We start from the raw sequence: 21,156 nt of genomic DNA, 5'->3' as shown, positions 1-21,156 counted from the left end.
TGGGGGGTCCGGGGCGCCACGGGCCGCCTCCCGGTGGGATGCCGTGGAAGGATGGGGGAGTGAGCGACCGGCCCTCTTCCCCCTCCCGCGCGCCCCGGCAGGTGCCGGTCATCCCGCACGGCGAGACCGTGGCCGGGTTCGAGACCTACGCGGAGGCGCAGGCCGCCGTCGACCGGCTCGGCCACGCCGGGTTCCCGGTCAAGCAGGTCTCCATCGTCGGCAGCGACCTGAAGAGCGTCGAGCAGGTCACCGGCACGCTGAGCTATGGTCGGGCCGCGCTGGCGGGAGCCCTCTCCGGGGTGTGGATCGGGATCTTCTTCGGGTTGCTGTTCCTGCTGATCTCGCCGACCACCACGACCCCGCTGTTCTTGGGCGCCGCCGCGCTGATCGGCGCCGGGTTCGGCATGTTCTTCAACATCGTGGTCTACAGCCTCAATCGGCGACGCCGCGACTACACCTCGGTGATGCAGGTGGTCGCGAGCTCCTACGCCCTCATCGTGACGCCGGAGCTTGCGAACCGGGCCCGCAACCTGCTCGACGGCGGCGCCGAGCGCTGAGGTCCGGGCTGGGCGCCCGGCTCAGGCGTTCAGCCGCGCGTACCATTCCTCGACCTCGTCGGCGGTGCGGGGGATGCCCGCCGAGAGGTTCTCGGCCCCGTCGGCGGTGACGACGATGTCGTCCTCGATCCGCACCCCGATGCCGCGCATCTCGGCGGGGACGGTCAGGTCGTCGGGCTGGAAGTAGAGTCCCGGCTCGATCGTGAAGACCATGCCCTCCTCGAGCACGCCGTCCAGGTACAGCTCCCGGCGGGCCTTCGCGCAGTCGTGCACGTCGATGCCGAGGTGGTGGCTGGTTCCATGCACCATGTACCGGCGGTGCTGCTGGTTGTCGGGCTCCATCGCCTCCTCGGCAGTGACCGGGAGCAGCCCCCACTCGGCGGTGCGCCGAGCGATGACCGCCATCGCGGTCTGGTGGATCTCGCGGAACCGGATGCCCGGACGCACGATCGCGAACGCCGCATCCGCCGCCTCGCGCACGGCCTCGTAGACCCGGCGCTGCACCTCGGTGAAGCGTCCGTCGACCGGGATCGTGCGGGTGATGTCGGCCGTGTAGTAGCTGTCGAGCTCGACGCCGGCGTCGATCAAGATCAGGTCGCCGGGGACGACGGGGCCGTCGTTCCTGGTCCAGTGCAGGATGCACGCGTGCGGTCCCGAGGCCGCGATCGTGTCGTAGCCGACCGTGTTGCCGTCCAGCCGCGCCCGGGTGTTGAACACGCCCTCGACCAGCCGCTCGCCGCGGGGGGCGGCGGAGCTGCGGGGGAAGTCGGCGATCACGTCGTCGAAGCCGCGGGCGGTCGCGGCGACGGCCCGGCGCATCTGCTCGAGCTCGTAGGCATCCTTCACCAGGCGCTGCTCGGAGAGGAAGCGCTCGAAGTCGGCGTCGGCCGGCTCGTGGGCCCCGGCGGGCAGCTCGGGCGCCGCCTCGCGCACGACGAGGGTGTCGTCGTCGAAGACGACCGACTCGAAGTCGGAGATGCCGCGGGTCGCGATGCCGAGGTCGGCGGCGACCTGGGCCAGCGACGGGCGCGCCCCGATCCAGAACTCGCCGATCTCGGGGTTGGCGTAGAACTCGTCCGAGTCGCGGCCGGCGCGCTCCCGGAAGTAGAGGGTGACGTCGTGGCCGGTCGGGCCGGCGGGCTCGAAGACGAGGAAGGCGCCCGGCTCGGAGTCGGACCCCCAACCGGTGAGGTAGGAGAAGGCGGAGTGCGCGCGGTAGGGGTAGTCGGTGTCGTTGGAGCGCTGCTTCGGGGCGCCCGAGGGCACGATCAGGCGCTTGCCGGAGTGCGCCTCGGAGACGCGTGCCCGACGGCGGGCGGCGAAGGCGGCCTGCTCGCGGGGTTCGGGCAGCACGTCGTCGCGCTCGGCCCAGCCGCTGGCGATGTAGTCGCGGAAGGCGTCGGAGCCGGGGGTGGTGGAGCGGTTGCTCGTGGCCCGGGGTTCGGGTGCCTCGGTGACCGAGGGGTCGGCGGTGGTCGATGCGGATGTCTCTGCCATGCCTCCATTCTCCACCCCGGATCGGGTGCGCCTCTGTGAGTGCGGCCCGAGGGGAAGCGGGGGCGCGCCGACTGGGTACGATTGGGGGATGTCTTCCGATCGGCTATTCCGGGAGCCGATCGATCTGCACACGCACAGCAGGGTCTCCGACGGCACGGAGACGCCGGGCGACCTCGTGCGGGCGGCCGCTGCCGCCGGGCTCGGCACCCTGGCGATCACCGACCACGACTCGACCGGAGGCTGGGCCGAGGCCTCCGAGGCCGCCGTCGAGAACGGCATCACGCTCATTCCGGGCATGGAGCTGTCGACTCGGCTTGGCTGGGCGAGCGTGCACCTCCTCGCCTACCTGATCGACCCGGCCGACCCGGCCCTGCTCGCGGAGACGACCCGCATCCGCCAGGCCCGGCTGCAGCGCGCCGAGGACATGGTCGCGCGCATCTCGAAGGACTACGCGCTGCACTGGGACGACGTGCTCGCCCAGACCGAGCCCGGCGCGACCGTGGGCCGCCCCCACATCGCCGACGCCCTGGTGGCCAACGGGCTGGCGCACGACCGCGGCGAGGCCTTCGCCGGCATCCTGCACTGGCAGGCCGGGTACTACCAGCCGCACTACGCCCCGGATCCGCTGGACGCCATCCGTCTCGTGGTCGCGGCGGGCGGGGTGCCCGTCATCGCGCATCCTGCGACCCGCAGCCGCACCGACGTGGCCCTGGAGTCGCGGCTCGCGGAGTACGCCCAGGCCGGGCTCTTCGGCCTGGAGGTCGACCACCGGGAGAACACGCCGGAGGGCAAACTGCGGCTCCGGCGGCTCGCGGCCGAGCACGGGCTGCGGCTCACCGGCTCGAGCGACTACCACGGCGAGGGCAAGCCGAACCGGCTGGGGGAGAACACGACCGCCCCCGAGGTGCTGGAGGCGCTGATCACGCGCGGCACGGGCTGGAGCCCGGTCTACGGCGGCTGAGCCGGCCGGACCGGCTGGACCGGCCCGAGACCGCGAGACCGACGCGGGTCGGAGGTCGCCGAATGCGACGAGGACCGGCACCCGGATGGGCGTCGGTCCTCGTCATGGTCCGCTTCGGCCGCGGCTACTCGGTCGGGCGCGGGCCCCGGCGGCGCGAACGGCTGCGGCGGCGCGGGGCGCTGTTGCCGTCGTGGTGCTCGGAGCCGCCCCCGGTCGAGGTCGACTCGGTGGCCACGGCGGTGTCGCCGGTGACGGCCGACTCGCCCGAGGCGGCGGGGGTCGACGCCGAACCGGCTGCCGAGGAGCCGTCGGTGCGCGTGCGGCTGCGGTTGCGGCTGCGCGGCGGACGCGACTCGCTCGAACCGCTGCCCGAAGCCCCACCGCGGCCGCCGGAGCGGTCACCACGGTCACCGCGGTCGCCCCGGTCGGAGCGCTCGCCGCGCGAGCCGGCCCCGGAGTCGGCGGCCTTCGGGCTCGCGGGCTTCAGACGACCGCGCGTGCCCTCGGGGATGTCGAGATCGGTGTAGAGGTGCGGCGACGAGGAGTAGGTCTCGGTCGGCTCGGGCTGGCCGAACTCGAGGGCGCGGTTGATCAGGGCCCACTTGTGCAGGTCGTCCCAGTCGACGAAGGTGACCGCGATCCCGGTCTTGCCGGCGCGACCCGTGCGGCCGGCGCGGTGCAGGTACGTCTTGTCGTCATCCGGGATCGTGTGGTTGATCACGTGGGTGACGTCGTCGACGTCGATGCCACGGGCTGCCACGTCGGTGGCGATCAGGATGTCCTTCTTGCCGGCTTTGAAGGCCGCCATCGCGCGCTCGCGCTGCTCCTGGTTCAGGTCGCCGTGCACGGCGGCGGCGTTGAAGCCGCGGTCGTTCAGCTCTTCGACCAGCTTCGCGGCGGCGCGCTTGGTGCGGGTGAAGATCACGGTCTTGCCGCGGCCGTCGGCCTGCAGGATGCGCGAGATCACCTCGTCCTTGTCCATGTTGTGCGCGCGGTAGACGAGGTGCTTGATGTTCGCCTGGGTGAGGCCCTCGTCGGGGTCGGTCGCCCGGATGTGGATCGGGCGGTTCATGAACCGGCGGGCCAGCGCGACGATCGGGCCGGGCATCGTGGCCGAGAAGAGCATGGTGTGGCGGGTCGCGGGCGTCTGCGCGAACAGCTTCTCGATGTCGGCCAGGAAGCCGAGGTCGAGCATCTTGTCGGCCTCGTCGAGCACCATCTCCTGCACCGCGCCGAGGTTCAGCAGGCGCTGACCGGCGAGGTCGAGCAGACGGCCCGGGGTGCCGACCACGATCTGCGCGCCGGCCTTGATCTGCTCGATCTGGCCCTCGTAGGCCTTCCCGCCGTAGATCGAGACGATCTTGGTGGGGCGGTTGCCCGCGGCGATCTCGAGGTCTTCGGTGACCTGCACGCAGAGTTCGCGGGTCGGCACGACGACGAGCGCCTTGACGCCCGGCGCCGGGTCGAGGCCGAGGCGCTGGATCAGGGGGAGGCCGAAGCCGAAGGTCTTGCCGGTGCCGGTCTTGGCCTGGCCGATGATGTCCTGCCCGTCGAGCGCGAGCGGGATCGTCTGCTCCTGGATCGGGAAGGGTTCGAGGATGCCCTTGGCTGCGAGGGCGTCGACCATGTCCTGGTCGATGTTGAGTTCACTGAAAGTCACTATGGATACCTGTCGTAAAGGACGTGGCCGCCGGAGAGGAACGGTGCTCGGACGAGTGCGAGCGACATCCGACGATGGCGTCGGGCGGCGGCGATTGCCCCGAGTTTCGTCAGGGCCCGTCCCGAGTTTAGTCGACGGAGCGTCATGCGGTGTCGGAGGCGGCCCCCGACGCGCGGATAGGATTGGCGTCGTGTTCGGATTCCTCCGCCGCCCGAAGGTGCGCATCGACATCCCGCGGCTGAAGCCCCGGGAGAACACCGCCGACTATCCGAAGGTCAATCTCGCCGAGCTCACGCCGGAGGTGCTGCCCTATCTGGGGCAGGTCGCCTACGTGCAGCTCGCGATCTTCGAGGAGCTCTCGGACGCGATCGGTTCCGCCCCCACGGTCGCCGCGAAGCAGGCCCTCGCCCCCGCGGCGACGCAGGCGCTGGACAAGCACGAGCGGCTGGTCGCCGAGATCCGCCGCCGGGTCGAGACGCCGGCCGAGGTGATCGAGCCCTTCACCGCGGGCATCGACCGCTACCGCGCCCTGGTCAAGGGAGCCGACTGGTACGAGCAGCTCGCGAGCGTGTACCTCACCGCCGGGATCCTCGACGACTTCTTCACGCTGCTCGCGGCGGGGCTGCCCGGCGACATCGGGCCGCGGTGCGCGAAGATCCTGGATGCGGAGACCGGTCGCACGGCGATCATCGGCATCCTGAGCGAGGCGATCGACGCGGATGCGGTGCTCGGCTCACGGCTGGCGATGTGGGGCCGACGCGTGGTCGGCGACACCCTCCTGGTGGCCCGGTCGGCCATCCATCTCACCGGCAACCCGGAGTCGGACGAGCAGCGGATCGAGCCGGTGTTCACCGAGATGATCGCGTCGCACACGCGACGGATGGACCGGCTCGGGCTGACCGCCTGAGGCGGGGCCGGTCAGGCGGTCAGGCAGAGCGGGTCAGGCAGATCCGGTCGGGCGGTGCGGCTCAGGCCGCGCGGCCCGAGAGCAGCAGCTGCAGGCGCTCGGCGTCGTGGGTCTTGCGCGCGCGGCCGATCAGGATGTCGGCGACGACGACCGCGATGCCGGTGACGACCAGGGTGACCACCCAGATCCACCCACCGTCCCACGCCCAGCCGAGCCAGGTGAGCCCGACCCAGACGACCGCCGACACGGCGGCCCCGATCGCAGGGATCAGGACCACGCCGTGACGGTCGCGGTTCGGCAGCAGGTACCGGGCGAGAAGGCCCAGGATGACGCCGCCGAGGGTGATGAACAGGAGTTCCATGGCTGCGAGGCTAGCCGACGAAGCCGACGCGACGCGACTCCTCGGAGCCGATCTCGACGTAGGCGAGCGAGGCCAGGGGCACGACGTAGAGCTTGCCCTTGTTGTCCTTCAGGGAGAGGTGGCTGCCCGAACCCGAGAGGGCCTCGGAGACGAGCTGCTCGATGTCGGCGGGGGACTGGCTCGACTCGAAGTTGAGCTCACGGGGCGAGTTGGCGATGCCGATACGAATGTCCATCAGTGTGCCTTTCACGTCACGTGATCGATGTCACGATCACAGCTTCAGGTTACGGCACCCGGGGCTCCTGACCCGTCGTTCCGGGCCGTGCGGGTAGCTGCCCAGAGCGAACAGGGCGGGGCGGCGGGGGTGGGCGGGCAGCGGATGCGGCGGCGGGAGCGGGCGGGGCGAGGATGTCGGCCGGTGCGGCTAGCGTGGTGGCCGTGATGGAACACGCGCCGGACGGACTCGTCGTCGACGAGACCCAGCAGGAGGTGCTCGCGCGGCCGCTCGGCGCATCCTTCTCGGTGATCGGCGCGCCGGGGACGGGCAAGACGACCACGCTGCTCGAGCTGGTGGCCGATCGGGTGCTGCGGCAGGGTCTCGCACCGGAGAGCGTGCTGGTGCTGGCGCCGACGCGGCAGAGCGCGACCCGGTTGCGTGACCGCGTGGCGCTCCGGCTCGGGTTGCCGAGCAACGGGCCGCTCGCGCGCACGGCCACCTCGGTGGCGTTCGACCTGGTGCGGCGGGGCTCGGGGCGGGCCGTGGCGCTGCTGACCGGGGCGGAGCAGGACAGGATCGTGGCCGAGCTGCTCGAGGGTGGGATCGACGATGCGGCGGAGGCGGAGCGTTCGGCGGTGGCGGCGGCCATGGCTGCGGGCGGTGCGGAGGGTTGGGCGGGGACGGCCGCTGAGGGGACGGCTCCTGCGGCGACGGCTGTCGCCGGGCCGCCGGCTGCCGGCTCGGGCGGCGTCGGCTGGCCCGAGAACCTGCCGCCGGAGGTGCGGCGGCTGCGGGCCTTCCGCACCGAGCTCCGCGAGCTCGCGATGCGGGCGACCGAGAACGGCGTCTCGCCCGACGACCTCGCCCGGCTGGGCGCCCGCGAGGGTGTGGCCGAGTGGGGAGCGGCGGCGGGGTTCCTCCGTGAGTATCACGCGGTGCTCGAGGCCTTCGAGGTCGCGCACCTCGACTCGGCCGAGCTGCTGGCCGAGGCCCGGCGCGTGGTGCGCGACGGCGGAGGGCCGGAGGGGCTGCGCCTGATCGTCGTCGACGACCTGCAGGAGTTCTCGATCGGGGCGCTCAACCTGGTGCGGGAGTTCGCCCGGCGGGGCGTCGCCGTGGTCGCCCTCGGTGATCCGGATGCGGCGACCGCGGGCTTCCGGGGGTCGGACGTGCGGGCGCTCGGCCAGCTCGGCCGGGTTCTCGGCGTGCCGGTGCTGCCGCCGGTGGTGCTGGGCGAATCGCACCGGCAGGGCCGGGTGCTGCGGGCGCTGACCCAGCGGGCGACGGAGCGGATCGGTGCGGCTGCGGCCGGGCGCCAGCGGGTGACCCGGAGTCCCGGCGAGGAGTCTGCGGGGGGCGCCCCGCAGCGGGCGAGGCGACCGGAGGGGCGGGTGCTGCGCATCCAGGGCGACTCGCGGGCGAGCGAGATCGCGACGATCGCGCGGTTGCTGCGCGAGCGGCATCTGCTGCACGGCACCGAATGGGCCGAGATGGCGGTGGTCGTGCGCTCGGGTGCACTGGTGCCCTCCATCGCGCGCGGGCTGTCGCTCGCCGAGGTGCCGACCCGCACCCTCTCGGCGGTGCAGGCGCTCCGCGACGACTACGCCGCCCGCCACCTGGCCGAGGCGGTCGCCCTGGCGATCGGCACCCTGGAGTTCACGCCCGAGGCGGTCGAGGAGGTCATCCTCGGTCCGCTGTGCGGGGTCGACTCGGTGGGGCTGCGCCGGCTCCGACTCGCGCTGCGGCACGAGGAGCTCGCCGCCGGCGGCTCTCGGCACTCGGACGAGCTGGTGCGAGAGGCCCTCCTGATGCCCGGGGTGCTCGTGACGATCGACTCGGCCCCCGCCCGGCGCGTCGCCGCCCTCGGGGCCACGCTCGGTGCGCTCCGGGCCAGCCACGCGGCGGGGGCGACGATCGAGGAGCTGCTCTGGGAGCTGTGGCAGCGTTCCCACCTCGCGGCGCGCTGGGGCGAGCTCGCCGCCGGCTCGGGCATCGTGGCCGAGGAGGCCAACCGCAACCTCGACGGCGCGGTGGCGCTGTTCACGGCGGCGAAGCGGTCGGTCGAGCGTGAGCCGGAGCGGCCGGCCGAGCTCTTCCTCGACGAGTTCCTGACGGCGGAGGTGCCGGAGGACACGCTGTCACCCCGATCGCGCAGCGGCTCGGTGCTGGTGACCACGCCCACCGGGGCGGTCGGTCTCGAGGTCGCGGTGGTGGTCGTGGCGGGGCTGCAGGAGTCGGTCTGGCCGAACCTCCGCCTCCGCGGCTCGCTGCTGCATCCGCAGCGCCTCACCGAACTCGCGGCCGAGGGCCGACTCTTCACCCCGCCGGTCGCCGGTTCGGACGTGGGGGCTGTCGAACCCGGTCCAGTCCCGGCGGCCGCAGGTGAGGGATCGACCGGAGGTGCGGGATCCAGCGGGGGCGCGGAGAGCCGGGCCGAGGTGCTGGCCGACGAGTTGCGGATGTTCGCGCTCGCCGTGTCGCGGTCGCGCGAGATCACGGTGCTCAGCTGCGTCTCCAACGACGACGAGCAGCCCTCCGCGTTCTTCGGCCTCGCACCGGACGCCGAGCCGATCGCGGCCCCGCGTCATCCGTACACCCTGCGCGGCCTCACCGGGCACCTGCGTCGTCGGCTCGTCGAGGAGGGCGACCCGCGGGCCGCCGCGGCCCTCGCCCGGCTCGCCGAGGCCGGGGTCCCCGGAGCCGACCCGGTCGACTGGTACGGGCTCCTCCCCGCCTCGACCGAGGATCCGCTGGTCGACCCCGCCGACCCCGAGGCGGTCGTGCGGGTGTCGCCGTCGCGGATCGAGGCCTTCGAGCAGTCGCCGTTGATGTGGTACGTCGACCAGGTCGCCGGAGGCGCGTCGAGCCTCGCCGCCGGGATCGGCACCATCGTGCACTCCGTGATGGAGACGGCGGCCGGAGACCCGGAGTCCGACCTCTCGGTCGACGAGCTCATGACGCGCTCCGCCGAGCGCTGGAAGGAGCTGCGGTTCGAGGCGCCCTGGATCGAACAGCGGGAGCAGCGCGCCCTCCGCACGAAGATCGAGGGGCTCTCGGAGTACCTCACGCGGCTCCGGGCGGGCGGCGTCGAGCTCGTGGGGGCCGAGGCGCCGTTCTCGTTCCGCCAGGGGCGGGCGCAGGTGAACGGCTCGATCGACCGGATCGAACGGCATGCCGACGGCGGCCTGGTCGTGGTCGACCTCAAGACGGGCAAGTATCCGATCCGCGCGGCCGATGTGCCGGGGCACGCCCAGCTCGCGAGCTACCAGCTCGCGGTGCACCACGGCGCCGTGGACGGCCTCGACGCCCCCGGTGGCCCGGACCACCTCGACGACCCGGGGAATGGAGCGGGGAACGGAGCGGGGAGCGGGGAGGCGGACGGCGCGATCGCGTCGGGCGGGGCCGCGCTGCTCTACGTCGCCAAGGGCGAGAAGGGGTCGCGATTCACCCTGCGGTCGCAGGAGCCGCTGGACGAGACGGCCCTCACCGAGATCGCAGGCAGGATCGAGACGGTCGCGGAGGGGATGGCCGCGGCGGTGTTCCCCGGCATGGCCGAGCCCGAGGAGCGCGACTACCAGAACCGGTACGAGTACCGGATCCAGTTGATCAAGGCGGTGACCGAATGAGCGATCCGCTGTTCGACCTCGCCGATCTCGACGACCCGGATGCCTTCGGCGGCCCCGCGCGCGACCCCCGGCCCGGCTCCGCTCAGGCGGGGGCCGAGGCGGATGCGGCTGATCCCGAGGCGACCGTCCGGCCGGCCGAGTCGACGGCTCGACCGGATGTGTCGGCGGGCCCGCAACCGGTGCGGCCACCGGGCACCGGACTCACGGCCGTCGAGATCGCGGATCGGCTGGGCCTGCCGCGGCCGACCGCTCAGCAGCAGGCCGTGATCGAGGCGCCCCTCGACCCACGGATCGTGGTCGCGGGCGCCGGCAGCGGCAAGACCGAGACCATGGCCAACCGCGTGGTGTGGCTGGTGGCCAACGGGCTGGTGCAGGTGCCGGAGGTGCTCGGCCTCACCTTCACCCGCAAGGCCGCCGGCGAACTCGCCGAGCGCATCCGGAAGCGGCTGCACGAGCTGGCCGCCGCCGGCCTCACCCCGCCGGGGTTCGACTCCTTCGAGACCCCCGCGATCGCCACCTACAACGCCTTCGCGAACAGCATCTTCCGCGAGAGCGCGGTCGTGATCGGCCGGGAGGGCGAGGCCGCGGTGCTGAGCGAGGCCTCGGCCTGGCAGCTCGCCCGCAAGGTCGTGGTCGCCAGCGACGACCCGCGCCTGCTCGCGGTCGACCGTTCGGTCGACGTGGTCACCTCGGCGGTGCTCTCGATCAGCCGGGCGCTCTCCGAGAACGTGGTCGACTCGGCTCCGGTCGCCGCCTACGCGCGCTCGTTCGAGGCGCTGGCCGAGCTGCCCACCGGGTCGGCCCGGGTGAAGAACGTCTACGGCGAGCTCGCCCGGGCGATCGCCCCGGTGGCCGAGCTGCCGCTGCTGCTCGACCTCGCCGACCGGTACGCCGCCGAGAAGCTGCTGCGGGGCTATGTCGAGTTCTCCGACCAGATCGCGTTGGCCCTCCGCATCGTCGAGAGCACGCCGCGGGTGGTCGAGGAGTACCGCGCGCGCTACCGGGTGGTGCTGCTGGACGAGTACCAGGACACGAGTGTCGTGCAGACCCGCCTCCTGGCCGCCCTGTTCCGGGGCCAGGCCGTGATGGCCGTGGGAGATCCGCACCAGTCGATCTACGGCTGGCGCGGGGCGAGCGCCGCCAACCTCGCCCGCTTCCGCAGCGACTTCGCCGCTCGGACCGGCGGTGGGGCGGACGCCGGCGAGACCGATCGAGACGCCGCCACCGAGGCTGGCACGGACGCCACCGCCGCCGCCGACTCGCGGCGCACGCCGGCGCCCCGGCCCGAGCCCTTCGCGCTGTCGACGAGCTGGCGCAACCCGCAGCGGGTGCTCGACGCCGCCAACGCCCTCGTCGCCCCGCTCACGGCCACCGCCGGCATCGCGGTCGAACAGCTGCAGCCGCGCCCGGGTGTGCAGCAGGGCACCCTCGAGCTGCGGTTCGCCGAGACCGTCAAGGAGGAGGCCCGGGCGCTGGCCGACTGGTTGCACGCGCGCCTCGCCGTCCGCGACTCCGAGGGCCGTCGCCGCTCGGCGGCGCTCCTGTGCCGCTCGGTCAAGCGGATCGAACCGTTCACGGCGGCGCTCGAGGCCCGCGGCATCCCGTATCACGTGCTCGGCATCGGCGGCCTGCTCGGCCAACCCGCCGTCGCCGACCTTGTCTCGACCCTGCGCGTGCTCTACCACCCGACCGCCGGCGCCGACCTGCTGCGCGTGCTCGCCGGGGCGCGCTGGCGGATCGGGACGAAGGATCTCGCCGCCCTCCGCACACTCGCCTCGTGGATCGCGCAGCGCGACCACCGGTTCCAGAAGCTCGAGCTCGAGGTGGCCGACCGGCTCCGCGGCTCCGTCGTCGCCGACGAGGATCGCTCGATCATCGACGCCCTCGACTTCATCGCCACCTCGCCCGAGGAGCACTCGGCGCTCGGCGGCTTCAGCACCGAGGGACTCGCGCGTCTCCGCCGCGCCTCGGCGCAGTTCGCGGCCCTCCGCACCCGCGCGGGCCTCGGCCTCGTCGACTTCGTCGACCTCGTGGTGCAGGAGCTGCTGCTCGACGTCGAGGCCCTCGCGAGCCCGCGCTCCGCCACGGCCCGGGCGAGTCTGGACGCGTTCACCGAGCAGCTCGGCTCCTTCCTCTCGCTCGACCCCTCGGCCGGCCTCGGCGAGTTCCTCGCCTGGCTCGAGGAGGCCGAGAAGCGCGACCGGCTCGAGCCGCGCACCGAGGAACCCGAACCGGGCACCGTGCAGATCCTCACGATCCACGGGTCGAAGGGCCTGGAGTGGGACGTCGTCGCGATTCCGCGGATGGTCGAGAGCGAACTCCCGGGCGAACCGCGCTCGAACCAGGGCTGGCTCGCGTTCGGCGAGCTGCCCTACGACTTCCGCGGCGACTCCGCGGAACTGCCCTCGCTCGCCTGGCGGGGGATCGAGGTGCAGACCGACTTCAAGAGCGTCGCCGAGACCTTCCGCCGGCAGAACGCCGACCACTACGCGGCCGAGCAGCGCCGGCTGATCTACGTCGCCGTGACCCGGGCCAAGGCCGACCTCTTGCTCACGGGTTCGTTCTGGACCCCGGGGGTGAAGAACGTGCGCGGCCCCGGTCTCTACCTCCGCGAGCTCGAGGCGGCGGGGCTGCTCGACCCCGCGGCCTTCCCCGAGGCGAGCTCGTTCGAGGAGAACCCGCTGGCCGAGGAGGAGAGCTGGATCCCGTGGCCCCGCGACCCGCTGGGCAGCCGGCGGTCGCGGATGGAGCGGGCGGCCGAGGCGGTCCGCTCCGCCGATCCCGGTGCCCCCACGACCTGGGACCAGGAGATCGACCTCCTGCTCGCCGAACGGGCCGCCGAGCGGGGGGAGCGGATGCTCGAGGTGCCCGCCCGCATCCCGGCCTCCCGCTTCAAGGACTACGTCGCCGACCCTCAGGCGGTCGTGCGGGCCCTCCAGCGACCGATGCCCGAGCGGCCGTTCCGGCAGACCCGCCTCGGCACCCGGTTCCACAGCTGGGTCGAGGAGCGCTACCGCGCCGGGCGGAGCGAGGAGCTGATCGAGGCGGCCGTGCCGGGGAGCGGGATCCTGGACCCGGACGCCTTCCAGAGCGACCTCGACCTCGATCTGGATGCCGACTGGCTGTCGGACCCGGACTCTGACCTGGATCCGGACCAGGCGGCCGGCGACCCCTCAGGTCGAGATGTCGCACCCTCAGCTGCACCACGCGACCCCGCCGCCGAGGAGACGGCACGACTGCAGGAGCTGATCGCGATCTTCGAGGCCTCACCCTTCGCCGGCCGCCAGCCGGTCGAGGTCGAGGTGGAGATCCACCTGGTGCTCGCGGGCCGCGTGATCGTCTGCAAGATCGACGCGATCTTCGCCGAGGGCGACCGCTTCGAGGTGGTCGACTGGAAGACGGGGAAGGCGCCCGTCGATGCGGCCGACCTCGAGCTGAAGCAGCTCCAGCTCGCCCTCTACCGGCTCGCCTACGCCCGCTGGAAGGGCATCGCCGTCGACTCGGTCGACGCCTCGTTCTACTTCGTGGCCGACGACGCGATCATCCGGCCAGAGCGGCTCTACTCCGAGGCCGAGCTGGTCGCCCTCATCCGCGACTCGGGGCTCTGACCGGCACCGAGCTGCGGCGCCGTCAGTCCTCCGAGATGCGGTTCGCGTGCTCGCCGGCGGGTGCGGTGCCCGGCATCGGGGTGCGGTCCAGCAGCGCCTCGACGTCTTCGAGCCCCATGATCTGACCGGTGTCGGTCGACAGCGGGTTGAGGAGGTCGCTCTCGACGGTCGCGTGCAGGCTCTCCAGCATCCCGACCGCGTCGGCGACGACCCCGTCGTCACGGGTGTCGACGCCGTGCAGCAGCCAGCGCGCGATCTCGAGCTCGGCGTAGAGCCGCGCGCGCTTGCGCAGCTGCCGGTCGGCCGGCCGGGTGAGGGCCTTTTCGTAGCCGGCGAAGACGCGATCGGCGCTCGAGGCCTGCTGCGCGGAGTTCAGCCAGAACAGGTCGAGTGCCGGGTCGCCGACCCGGAGGTTCTGCCAGCCGAGCACACCGGCGACGCGGTCGCCGAGCAGCAGGAACGACTCCGGCGCCAGCGCACCGTGCACCACCGAGGGGGCGAACTGCCAGAGCGCGCTGTCCTCCAACGCCAGCGACCAGCGGGTGAGCAGCTCCTTCGGCACCTTGCCGGTCGCCGCGGCGCGGTCGGCCAGCTTGCGCGAGGTGGCGGCGATCTGGGAGGCCGAGTTCGTCGCGAGCCCCGCATCCGAGACCACCGAGGTCGGCAGCGAGTGGATGGCGGCGATCGCGCGACCGATCGCATCCGAGGCGCTGTCCTCCCCACCGATGTCGGCGAGCGAGCCGGGGTGGCCGTCGATGTACTCGTAGACGATCGCGCGGGTGTCGCCGACCGGCGCCTGACCGAGGTAGGCCGGCACGTGGAAGGGCAGCCGCGAGCGCACCCCCGGGGTGAGCGCGTTCAGCGCCACCAGGTCACGGGACTGCTCGGACTCGGCTGCGGAGTCGACCGGGACGCGCACCACGTACTCCTCGCCGGAGCGCAGCGTGACGACGGCCGAGTCGTAGCGGCCGCCGCTGCGTGAACTGAGCGGACGGGCCACGACGATGTCGGCTCCGGCGACGGCCGAGGTCGCGAGCGCGGCTAGAGTGAGGTGGGATCTCGCCATGCCTCTAGGGTAGGGCGGTCGGTCCCGGCCACGGCTTCCGCCACGCACGATTGGTCAACCATGTCACGCGCTTTCCAGTCCTCGCTCCCGCTCGCCCGCCACCGGATCGATCGCGACCACGCCACCCGTTCCGACGCCGCGGCGCTGGATTCTCTCTGGTCCTCTCCCGAGGCGCGGGTGCTGGTCCTCCACCGCGGGCGCGCCCTGGCCGACCAGGGCGAGAACCCGCAGGGCTACGACGGCTTCGGGGCGAAGCCGGCGGTCGCGACGACGCCGGTGCTGGCGTTCCTCGTGCCCTCCGACCTGCCCGCGAGCCTGCTCGAGCGCCTCGCGGCCGCGGCCTCGGAGCCCGGCGGTGGTGCGGAGTCGGTGCGGCTCTACCTCGGCCGGTCGCTCGACGACAGCGGCGACGCGGTCGCCGGCAGCCCGCTGTTCGCCCTGGCTGTGGGCGACGACGACGCGGCCGAGCTCGAGCGCCGCGCCGACGTCCCGGAAGACACCGCCGCCCAGGCCCCCTCGGCCGCACCCCGGCACTGGCTCGACCTCCGGATGGTCGCAGCCGACCTCGACGACACCGGCGCCGGCGTCTTCACCGAGGCCCTCGCCATGGTCAACTGGCACGCGACCCACACCCACTGCCCGCGCTGCGGCGCGGCGACCCTGGTCGAGAGCGGCGGCTGGGTGCGCCGCTGCCCGGTGCAGGACATCGAGCTCTTCCCGCGCACCGACGCCGCGGTCATCGTCGGCATCGTCGATCGCGACGACCGCCTGCTGCTCGGCTCGAACGCCCTCTGGGAGAACAACCGCTACTCGCTGCTGGCCGGCTTCGTCGAGCCGGGGGAGTCGCTCGAGGCGGCCGCCGTGCGCGAGATCGCCGAGGAGTCCGGGGTGGTCATCGACGACCCGCAGTACGTGGGCTCGCAGCCCTGGCCCTTCCCCGCATCCCTCATGGTCGGCTTCATCGCCCGCGTCTCGGCCGACGACACCGCCGACCTCCGGCCGGACGGCGACGAGATCCTCGACCTCCGCTGGTTCACCCGCGAGCAGATCGCCGACCCGGACAACGGCATCCTGCTCCCCGGAAGCTCGTCGATCGCGCGCGCGATCATCGAGACCTGGTTCGGCGGCCCGCTGCCGATGGCGGAGCACGCGTGACGGCTGGTTCGGCCGACGACCTGCTGGATGCGCTCGACCCGCAGCAGCGCGTCGCGGCCCGCTCGCTGCTCGGCCCGGTCTGCATCCTCGCCGGTGCGGGCACCGGCAAGACCCGGGCGATCACGCACCGGATCGCCTACGGCGTCGCGACCGGCGTCTACTCGCCCGGTCGCGTGATGGCACTCACCTTCACCTCCCGCGCCGCGGCCGAGCTGCGCACGAGGCTCCGGCCCCTGGGCGCCGGCGGGGTCTCGGCGCGCACCTTCCACTCGGCCGCGCTGGCGCAGCTGAACTACTTCTGGCCACAGGTGATCGGCGGCGAGGCGCCGAAGATCATCGACAACAAGGCCAAGGCCATCGCGCACGCCGCCGAGACGCTGCGACTGCGCGTCGACACGGCGACCCTCCGCGACGTCGCGGCCGAGATCGAGTGGCGGAAGGTCTCGAACCTGGGGCTCGCCGAGTACGAGGTGCGGGCGCGATCCAGCCGCACGATGCCGCCGACCGTGTCGGTCGAGCAGATGCTCGAACTGCACGCCCGGTACGAGCAGTTGAAGGACGAGCGGCGCCAGCTCGACTTCGAGGACGTGCTGCTGGTCACGGCCGGCATGATCGAGACCGAGCCCTCGGTCGCGATCCAGGTCAGGGAGCAGTACCGCTTCTTCGTGGTGGACGAGTACCAGGACGTCTCGCCGCTCCAGCACCACCTCCTCCAGCAGTGGCTGGGGGATCGGCGCGACCTCTGCGTGGTCGGCGACGCGAGTCAGACGATCTACTCCTTCGCGGGAGCGAGCGCCGAGTACCTGCTCGAGTTCCCGCGCCGCAACCAGAGCGCCACCGTGGTGACGCTCGAGCAGAACTACCGCTCCACCGAACCGATCGTCGCGCTGGCGAACCGGCTGATGCGCGGTCGGCCCGGTGCGCTCACCCTGCGCGCGGTCGACGCCGACCCGGCGGGCGAGAGCGCCGACCCGGCGCGGGAGGGCGCCGCGCCCGCGCGTGAGGGTGCCGCGCCTGCGCGGGACGAAGGCGGGGCGCCCACCCCGACGGTCACCGCCTACCGCTCCGACTTCGCCGAGGCCGAGGGCATCGCCCAGGAGATCGCCGGACTGATCGCGAGCGGTACCGAGCCCCACGACATCGCGGTGCTGTACCGGGTCAACGCGCAGTCGGCCGCCCTCGAGCAGGCGCTGACGGCCGCCGGGGTCAGCTACCAGCTGCGGGGAGGGGCGCGGTTCTTCGACCAGCCCGAGGTCAAGCGGGCCGTGATGGAGCTGCGCGCCGCCTCGGTCTCGATCGTCGACGAACCCCTGTTCAAGTCGGTCAGCGACGTGCTGCGCACCCGGGGGTGGACGCAGGAGGCCCCCGAGGGCGTCGGCGCGCTCCGCGACCGCTGGGAGGCCCTCAACGCGCTGATGGGGCTCGCCGAGGGCATGCCGCCCGGCACGGCCTTCCGCCAGTTCACCGACGAGCTCCTGGAACGCCAGGCCTCCCAGCACGAGCCCACCGTGCGGGCGGTCAACCTCGCGACCCTCCACTCGGCCAAGGGGCTGGAATGGCCCATCGTGTTCATCGCGGGGGTCGCCGAGGGGCTCGTGCCGATCAGCTACGCCCAGGGGTTCGAGGGCATCGACGAGGAGCGCCGACTGCTCTACGTCGGCATCACCCGGGCCCGGCGACGTCTGCGGCTGTCGTGGGCGGCGGCCGGGATGCGGCGGGGCGCGGACCGCCAGCCGTCCCGCTTCCTGCAGGAGAGCGGCATCCGCAGTTCGGATGAGCGCTGAGCCACTCGATGGCGGGCCACGACGACGGCCGCGATGACGACGCGAGCGAGGCCGAGGGCGCTGCCGATGCCGATGCCGAGGGCATTGCTGGTGCCGAGGGTGCCGACGCCTCCCGCCCGGTGCCGGGCCGGGGGATGCGGACGGCCCGGCCGGTCGTGATCGTCGAGCCCGCGGCACCCAGGTGCCGCACGAGCAGCCGCGCCGCGAGCACCCCCGCGGTCGCGACACCGAGTCGGTCGGCCGCGGGCGCGGTGCGCACCGCGAGCTGAGCGGCCATCGCCGGCCACGCGGGGTCGGCGTCCAGGCGCGCCAGTTCGAGGCACTCGGCGCACGGCCCCTCGCCGGGCACGACGAACGGACCCACCCGGGTCGACCGGTCGCCGAACTCGATCAGCAGGTGGGGCACGTCGTCGCCGATCCAGCGGGCCGCCCGGCGCGGGGCGGTCGCGAAGTGCGAGACCAGCACCGCGGCAGCCACGGGCGCACGCGCATGTCCCGGCGCACGCGCATCCTCCGGCCCGCGCGCATCCGTCCACACGACGAACCCGCACCCGGCGAGCAGCGGTTCGAGGATCTCGGCCTCGCGCGGCCGCGCGTCGAGCGCGACCACCACCTGGGCTCGTCGCCCGGCACTCGGGAGGGGCCCTCCGGGCGATTGCTTCGGCTCATCCCGCCACTCCCGCACCAAGGGCCCCAGCGCGAGCAGCACCTCGTCGAGCGCGCGGGGCGACACCCCGTTCTCCGCGGCGGCCGCGACGAGCCCGGCCCGCGTCACGCCCCGGGCGAGCAGTGCCAGCACCAGGTCGAGCCCCGGCCCGACGGCGTCGAGCCGGACCACGGGGCACTCGACCCCGAACTGCACCGAGTCCGGGGTGCGCCAGACCAGCGGATGATCTGGGTCGAGTCGCAGGGTCATCCCGGCATCCTGCCCCAGCCGTCACCGCCTCACGCGGTTATCCACAGCCCTGCCCGGTACCCACAGATGCAGGCCCAGTATCTCTGGGCCGGACTCAGGGAACGGGCGGCTGGTCGTCCTCGCCCTTGGTGGCCTCCTCGTTCAGGAGGTCCTCCAGCGCCTGATCCATCTCGTCCGGCTCCGGAGCGCCACCGGTCAGGCGCGCGATCAGGGCCGAGGGGTCATCCAGGTCGGCCGAGGTCGGCACCACGTCGGGGTGCGACCAGAGGGCGTCCCGCTCCTCCTGGCCGACGGCGGCCGAGACGGCCTGCCAGAGCGCCGCCGCGTCGCGGAGCCGGCGCGGGCGCAGCTCCAGGCCGATCAGGGCGCCGAAGGCCGACTCGGCCGGGCCGCCGGTGGCGCGACGACGGCGCACCGTCTCGGCGATCGCGTTCCAGCGCGGCAGGCGGCTCGAGGCCTCTGCGGTGACCACGTCGACCCAGCCCTCGATCAGGGCGAGGGTGGTCTCCAGGCGGGCGAGGGCGTGCAACTGCTGCTCGCTCTTCGGCGGGATCAGGGCGCCGCTGGCCATCGCCTCGCGCAGCTCCTCCGGGTTGGACGGATCGAAGCTGCCCGCCAGCTCCTCGAGGCGGTCGGTGTCGATCGTGATGCCCTTGGCGAACTCGGTGATCGACGAGATCACGTGCAGCCGCAGCCAGCGCGCGTGCCGGAACAGGCGGGCGTGGGCGAGCTCGCGGATCGCGAGGTAGAGCTGCACCTCCTCGATCGGGATGTCCAGGCCCTCGCCGAACTCGGCGACGTTCTGGGGCAGCAGGGCCGCCTGGCCCTCCTCGAGCAGCGGGATGCCGACGTCGCCGCCCGAGACGACCTCCTGCGAGAGCCGCCCGACGATCTGGCCGAGCTGCATGGCGAAGAGGGTGCCGCCGAGGTTGCGCATCAGCTGGCTCGCACCCGCGATCATGCCGGCCATCTCCTCCGGCGCCTGGTCGCGAAGCACCGTGGTCAGCGCATCCGAGATGCTGAGGGCGACGGGCTCGGCCAACTGGGTCCAGACCGGGATGGTCGTCGTGGCCCACTCCGCGCGGGTGAGCAGACGGGGAGCGACCGCCGAGTCGGAGAGCGAGGTCACCTCGTCCAGCCACAGGGAGGCCACGTGCAGAGCCTGGTCGAACTGGGCGCGGGCCTGGTCGGTGACGCTGAGGCTCGCCGAACCGGCGATCTCCTGGGCCTGCGTGCGCGCCGTGTCCCAGTTGATGCCGTCGGTCGAGGACTGCATGGCGTTCTGCAGCTGCTGCATGAGCTGGGAGACCGCCGCCGGGTCGGACGGCAGACCCGCCGCGCTCGCGAGCTTGGAGGGGTCGATGTCGGAGTTGCCCGACAGGAAGGAGTTCAGCATCTCGCGGAACTCGTCCTCGGGCTTCTCCGGCTGCTCGCGGGGCTCGTCGCTCACGGTTCGTCCTTCGTTCGGGGTCAGCCGTCGGGCGCGGTCCCGTTCTCCGGGATCTCCATGCGGGCTGTCAGACAGTGCTCCTACGCTAACTCGTGGCCCGCCGCCCAGGCTGGGTTTTCCCATAAGCTTGAACGCCTGGCCGTGCGCCCGTGGCGAACATCCCGCCCCCGGCCCAGCGAGAGGATCCCGTGACTCTGTTCGAACCCGAGGACGCGCGCGCCCGCCCGTCCCGGCGGGCCCGGACGGGCTGGACCCTGCTGGTCCTCGCCCTCGTGCTGGGCCTCGTGATGAGCTTCATCCCTGCGCCCTACGCCATCGAGCAGCCCGGGCCGGTCTTCGACACCCTCGGGTCGCAGGATCGCGACGGCACCGAGGTGCCCCTGATCTCGATCGACGGCGCCCAGACCTACCCGACCGCCGGCACGCTCGACATGCTCACCGTCTCGGTCCGCGGCACCCGGGAGCAGCGCCCCTCCTGGGCCGAGGTCGCGACCTCGTGGTTCGACTCCAGCAAGGCCGTCGTGCCGATCGACGCGATCTACCCGCCGAGCGTCACCACCGAGCAGCGCAACCAGCAGAACGCGGCCGACATGGTCGACAGCCAGCAGGAGGCCGTCGCCGCCGCCCTCACCGAGCAGGGCATCCCGTTCACCACCCAGGTCAAGGTGGCGGCGGTCGACCCGCAGGGCCCGGCGGTGGATGCGCTCGCCGAGGGCGACATCATCCTCTCGGTCGGCGGCAGCCCGGCGACCGACCTCGACACGCTCCGCGCCCTGATCGCGGCAAACGGCACCTCGTCGCCCGCCTCGCTGCAGGTGCGTCACGCCGACGGCACGGAGTCGACCGTGCAGGTCACCCCGACGATCTCGGCCCAGACCGGGGCCCCGGCGGTCGGGATCGCGGTCGCGCTGGCGTTCCAGTTCCCGTTCCAGGTCGACATCCAGCTCGACAACGTCGGCGGCCCGAGCGCGGGGATGATGTTCGCGCTGGGCATCATCGACAAGCTCACCCCCGGTGAGCTGAACGGCGGCAAGAACGTCGCCGGCACCGGAACCATCGACGCCGCCGGCACCGTCGGGCCGATCGGCGGGATCCGCCAGAAGATGTTCGGCGCGCGCGACGCGGGGGCCACCTTCTTCCTCGCCCCGGCCTCGAACTGCGACGAGGTCACCGGGCACGTGCCGGACGGCATCACGGTGTTCGCGGTCTCGACCCTGACGGACTCGGTGAACGCGCTGGAGACGATCGCGTCCGGCGGCGACACCTCGGCCCTGCCGACCTGCGACCCGGCCTCCTGACCCCGCCGGGCGGGGCCTTCCCACGGCTCCCGGCCAGCGTGCTCCCAGTCGCCGTTGCCTAGGATTGCGGTGTCTAAGATTGACGGACACCGC

At 73.0% G+C, this 21,156-nt stretch carries 14 protein-coding genes; 8 read left to right on the top strand and 6 right to left on the bottom strand.

The features are described 5' to 3' along the window. The first annotated feature begins 59 nt into the window (after positions 1-59). Positions 60-557 (top strand): YflT domain-containing protein, encoded by a 498-nt coding sequence (locus AC59HU_RS08710; RefSeq protein WP_497222992.1) that lies wholly within the window; start codon positions 60-62, stop codon positions 555-557. A gap of 21 nt (positions 558-578) precedes the next feature. Here the strand turns inward: AC59HU_RS08710 and AC59HU_RS08705 are convergent, their stop codons facing one another. Then, complete coding sequence (locus tag AC59HU_RS08705; RefSeq protein WP_497222991.1) at positions 579-2,054, bottom strand: aminopeptidase P family protein; 1,476 nt, start codon at positions 2,052-2,054, stop codon at positions 579-581. An 88-nt stretch (positions 2,055-2,142) separates the two neighbouring features. Here AC59HU_RS08705 and AC59HU_RS08700 point away from each other — a divergent pair, with 88 nt between their 5' ends. Continuing rightward, a complete protein-coding gene (locus AC59HU_RS08700) occupies positions 2,143-3,015 on the top strand; it encodes a PHP domain-containing protein (protein WP_497222990.1) in 873 nt (290 codons plus the stop codon). Positions 3,016-3,139: 124 nt separating this feature from the next. Here the strand turns inward: AC59HU_RS08700 and AC59HU_RS08695 are convergent, their stop codons facing one another. Then, on the bottom strand, positions 3,140-4,675 hold the full coding sequence (locus AC59HU_RS08695) for a DEAD/DEAH box helicase (protein ID WP_497222989.1): 1,536 nt from the start codon (positions 4,673-4,675) through the stop codon (positions 3,140-3,142). A gap of 190 nt (positions 4,676-4,865) precedes the next feature. On the opposite strand from AC59HU_RS08695, the gene AC59HU_RS08690 reads away from it, so the two are divergent. Further along, positions 4,866-5,582, top strand: coding sequence for a ferritin-like fold-containing protein (locus tag AC59HU_RS08690; RefSeq protein WP_497222988.1), 717 nt, complete (start codon positions 4,866-4,868; stop codon positions 5,580-5,582). 61 nt (positions 5,583-5,643) lie between these two features. Here the strand turns inward: AC59HU_RS08690 and AC59HU_RS08685 are convergent, their stop codons facing one another. Next, the gene (locus AC59HU_RS08685) at positions 5,644-5,943 is read right to left on the bottom strand and encodes a hypothetical protein (protein ID WP_497222987.1); all 300 of its coding nucleotides are present in this window, start codon (positions 5,941-5,943) and stop codon (positions 5,644-5,646) included. 10 nt (positions 5,944-5,953) lie between these two features. Then, positions 5,954-6,178: a DUF3107 domain-containing protein gene (locus tag AC59HU_RS08680; RefSeq protein WP_066040349.1), complete on the bottom strand. Its 225-nt coding sequence runs from the start codon at positions 6,176-6,178 to the stop codon at positions 5,954-5,956. Positions 6,179-6,384: 206 nt separating this feature from the next. Between AC59HU_RS08680 and AC59HU_RS08675 the strand changes: the two genes are divergently transcribed. Both AC59HU_RS08675 and AC59HU_RS08670 read left to right on the top strand, forming a co-directional pair. Next, positions 6,385-9,786 (top strand): PD-(D/E)XK nuclease family protein, encoded by a 3,402-nt coding sequence (locus tag AC59HU_RS08675; protein WP_497223490.1) that lies wholly within the window; start codon positions 6,385-6,387, stop codon positions 9,784-9,786. Beyond that, complete coding sequence (locus AC59HU_RS08670) at positions 9,783-13,394, top strand: ATP-dependent helicase (protein ID WP_497222986.1); 3,612 nt, start codon at positions 9,783-9,785, stop codon at positions 13,392-13,394. The genes AC59HU_RS08675 and AC59HU_RS08670 overlap by 4 nt, the downstream gene beginning before the upstream one ends. 22 nt (positions 13,395-13,416) lie before the next feature. Here the strand turns inward: AC59HU_RS08670 and AC59HU_RS08665 are convergent, their stop codons facing one another. Further along, positions 13,417-14,460: a phosphotransferase gene (locus AC59HU_RS08665; RefSeq protein ID WP_497222985.1), complete on the bottom strand. Its 1,044-nt coding sequence runs from the start codon at positions 14,458-14,460 to the stop codon at positions 13,417-13,419. A gap of 60 nt (positions 14,461-14,520) precedes the next feature. On the opposite strand from AC59HU_RS08665, the gene nudC reads away from it, so the two are divergent. After that, positions 14,521-15,615 carry an NAD(+) diphosphatase gene (nudC, locus tag AC59HU_RS08660; protein WP_497222984.1) on the top strand — a complete coding sequence of 365 codons (1,095 nt, stop codon included), beginning with the start codon at positions 14,521-14,523 and terminating at the stop codon, positions 15,613-15,615. Then, entirely contained in the window at positions 15,612-17,399 is a 1,788-nt protein-coding gene (locus AC59HU_RS08655) for an ATP-dependent helicase (protein WP_497222983.1), read from the top strand. The genes nudC and AC59HU_RS08655 overlap by 4 nt, the downstream gene beginning before the upstream one ends. Before the next feature lie 1,010 nt (positions 17,400-18,409). On the opposite strand, the gene AC59HU_RS08650 is transcribed toward AC59HU_RS08655, so the two are convergent. Beyond that, positions 18,410-19,765 (bottom strand): zinc-dependent metalloprotease, encoded by a 1,356-nt coding sequence (locus AC59HU_RS08650; protein WP_497222982.1) that lies wholly within the window; start codon positions 19,763-19,765, stop codon positions 18,410-18,412. Between the two features lie 188 nt (positions 19,766-19,953). Here AC59HU_RS08650 and AC59HU_RS08645 point away from each other — a divergent pair, with 188 nt between their 5' ends. Beyond that, on the top strand, positions 19,954-21,063 hold the full coding sequence (locus tag AC59HU_RS08645) for a YlbL family protein (protein WP_497222981.1): 1,110 nt from the start codon (positions 19,954-19,956) through the stop codon (positions 21,061-21,063). Positions 21,064-21,156: the final 93 nt, after the last annotated feature.

The sequence above is a fragment of the Herbiconiux sp. 320_LB genome (assembly GCF_059691755.1).
This window is presented reverse-complemented; position numbering and strand designations above follow the sequence as displayed.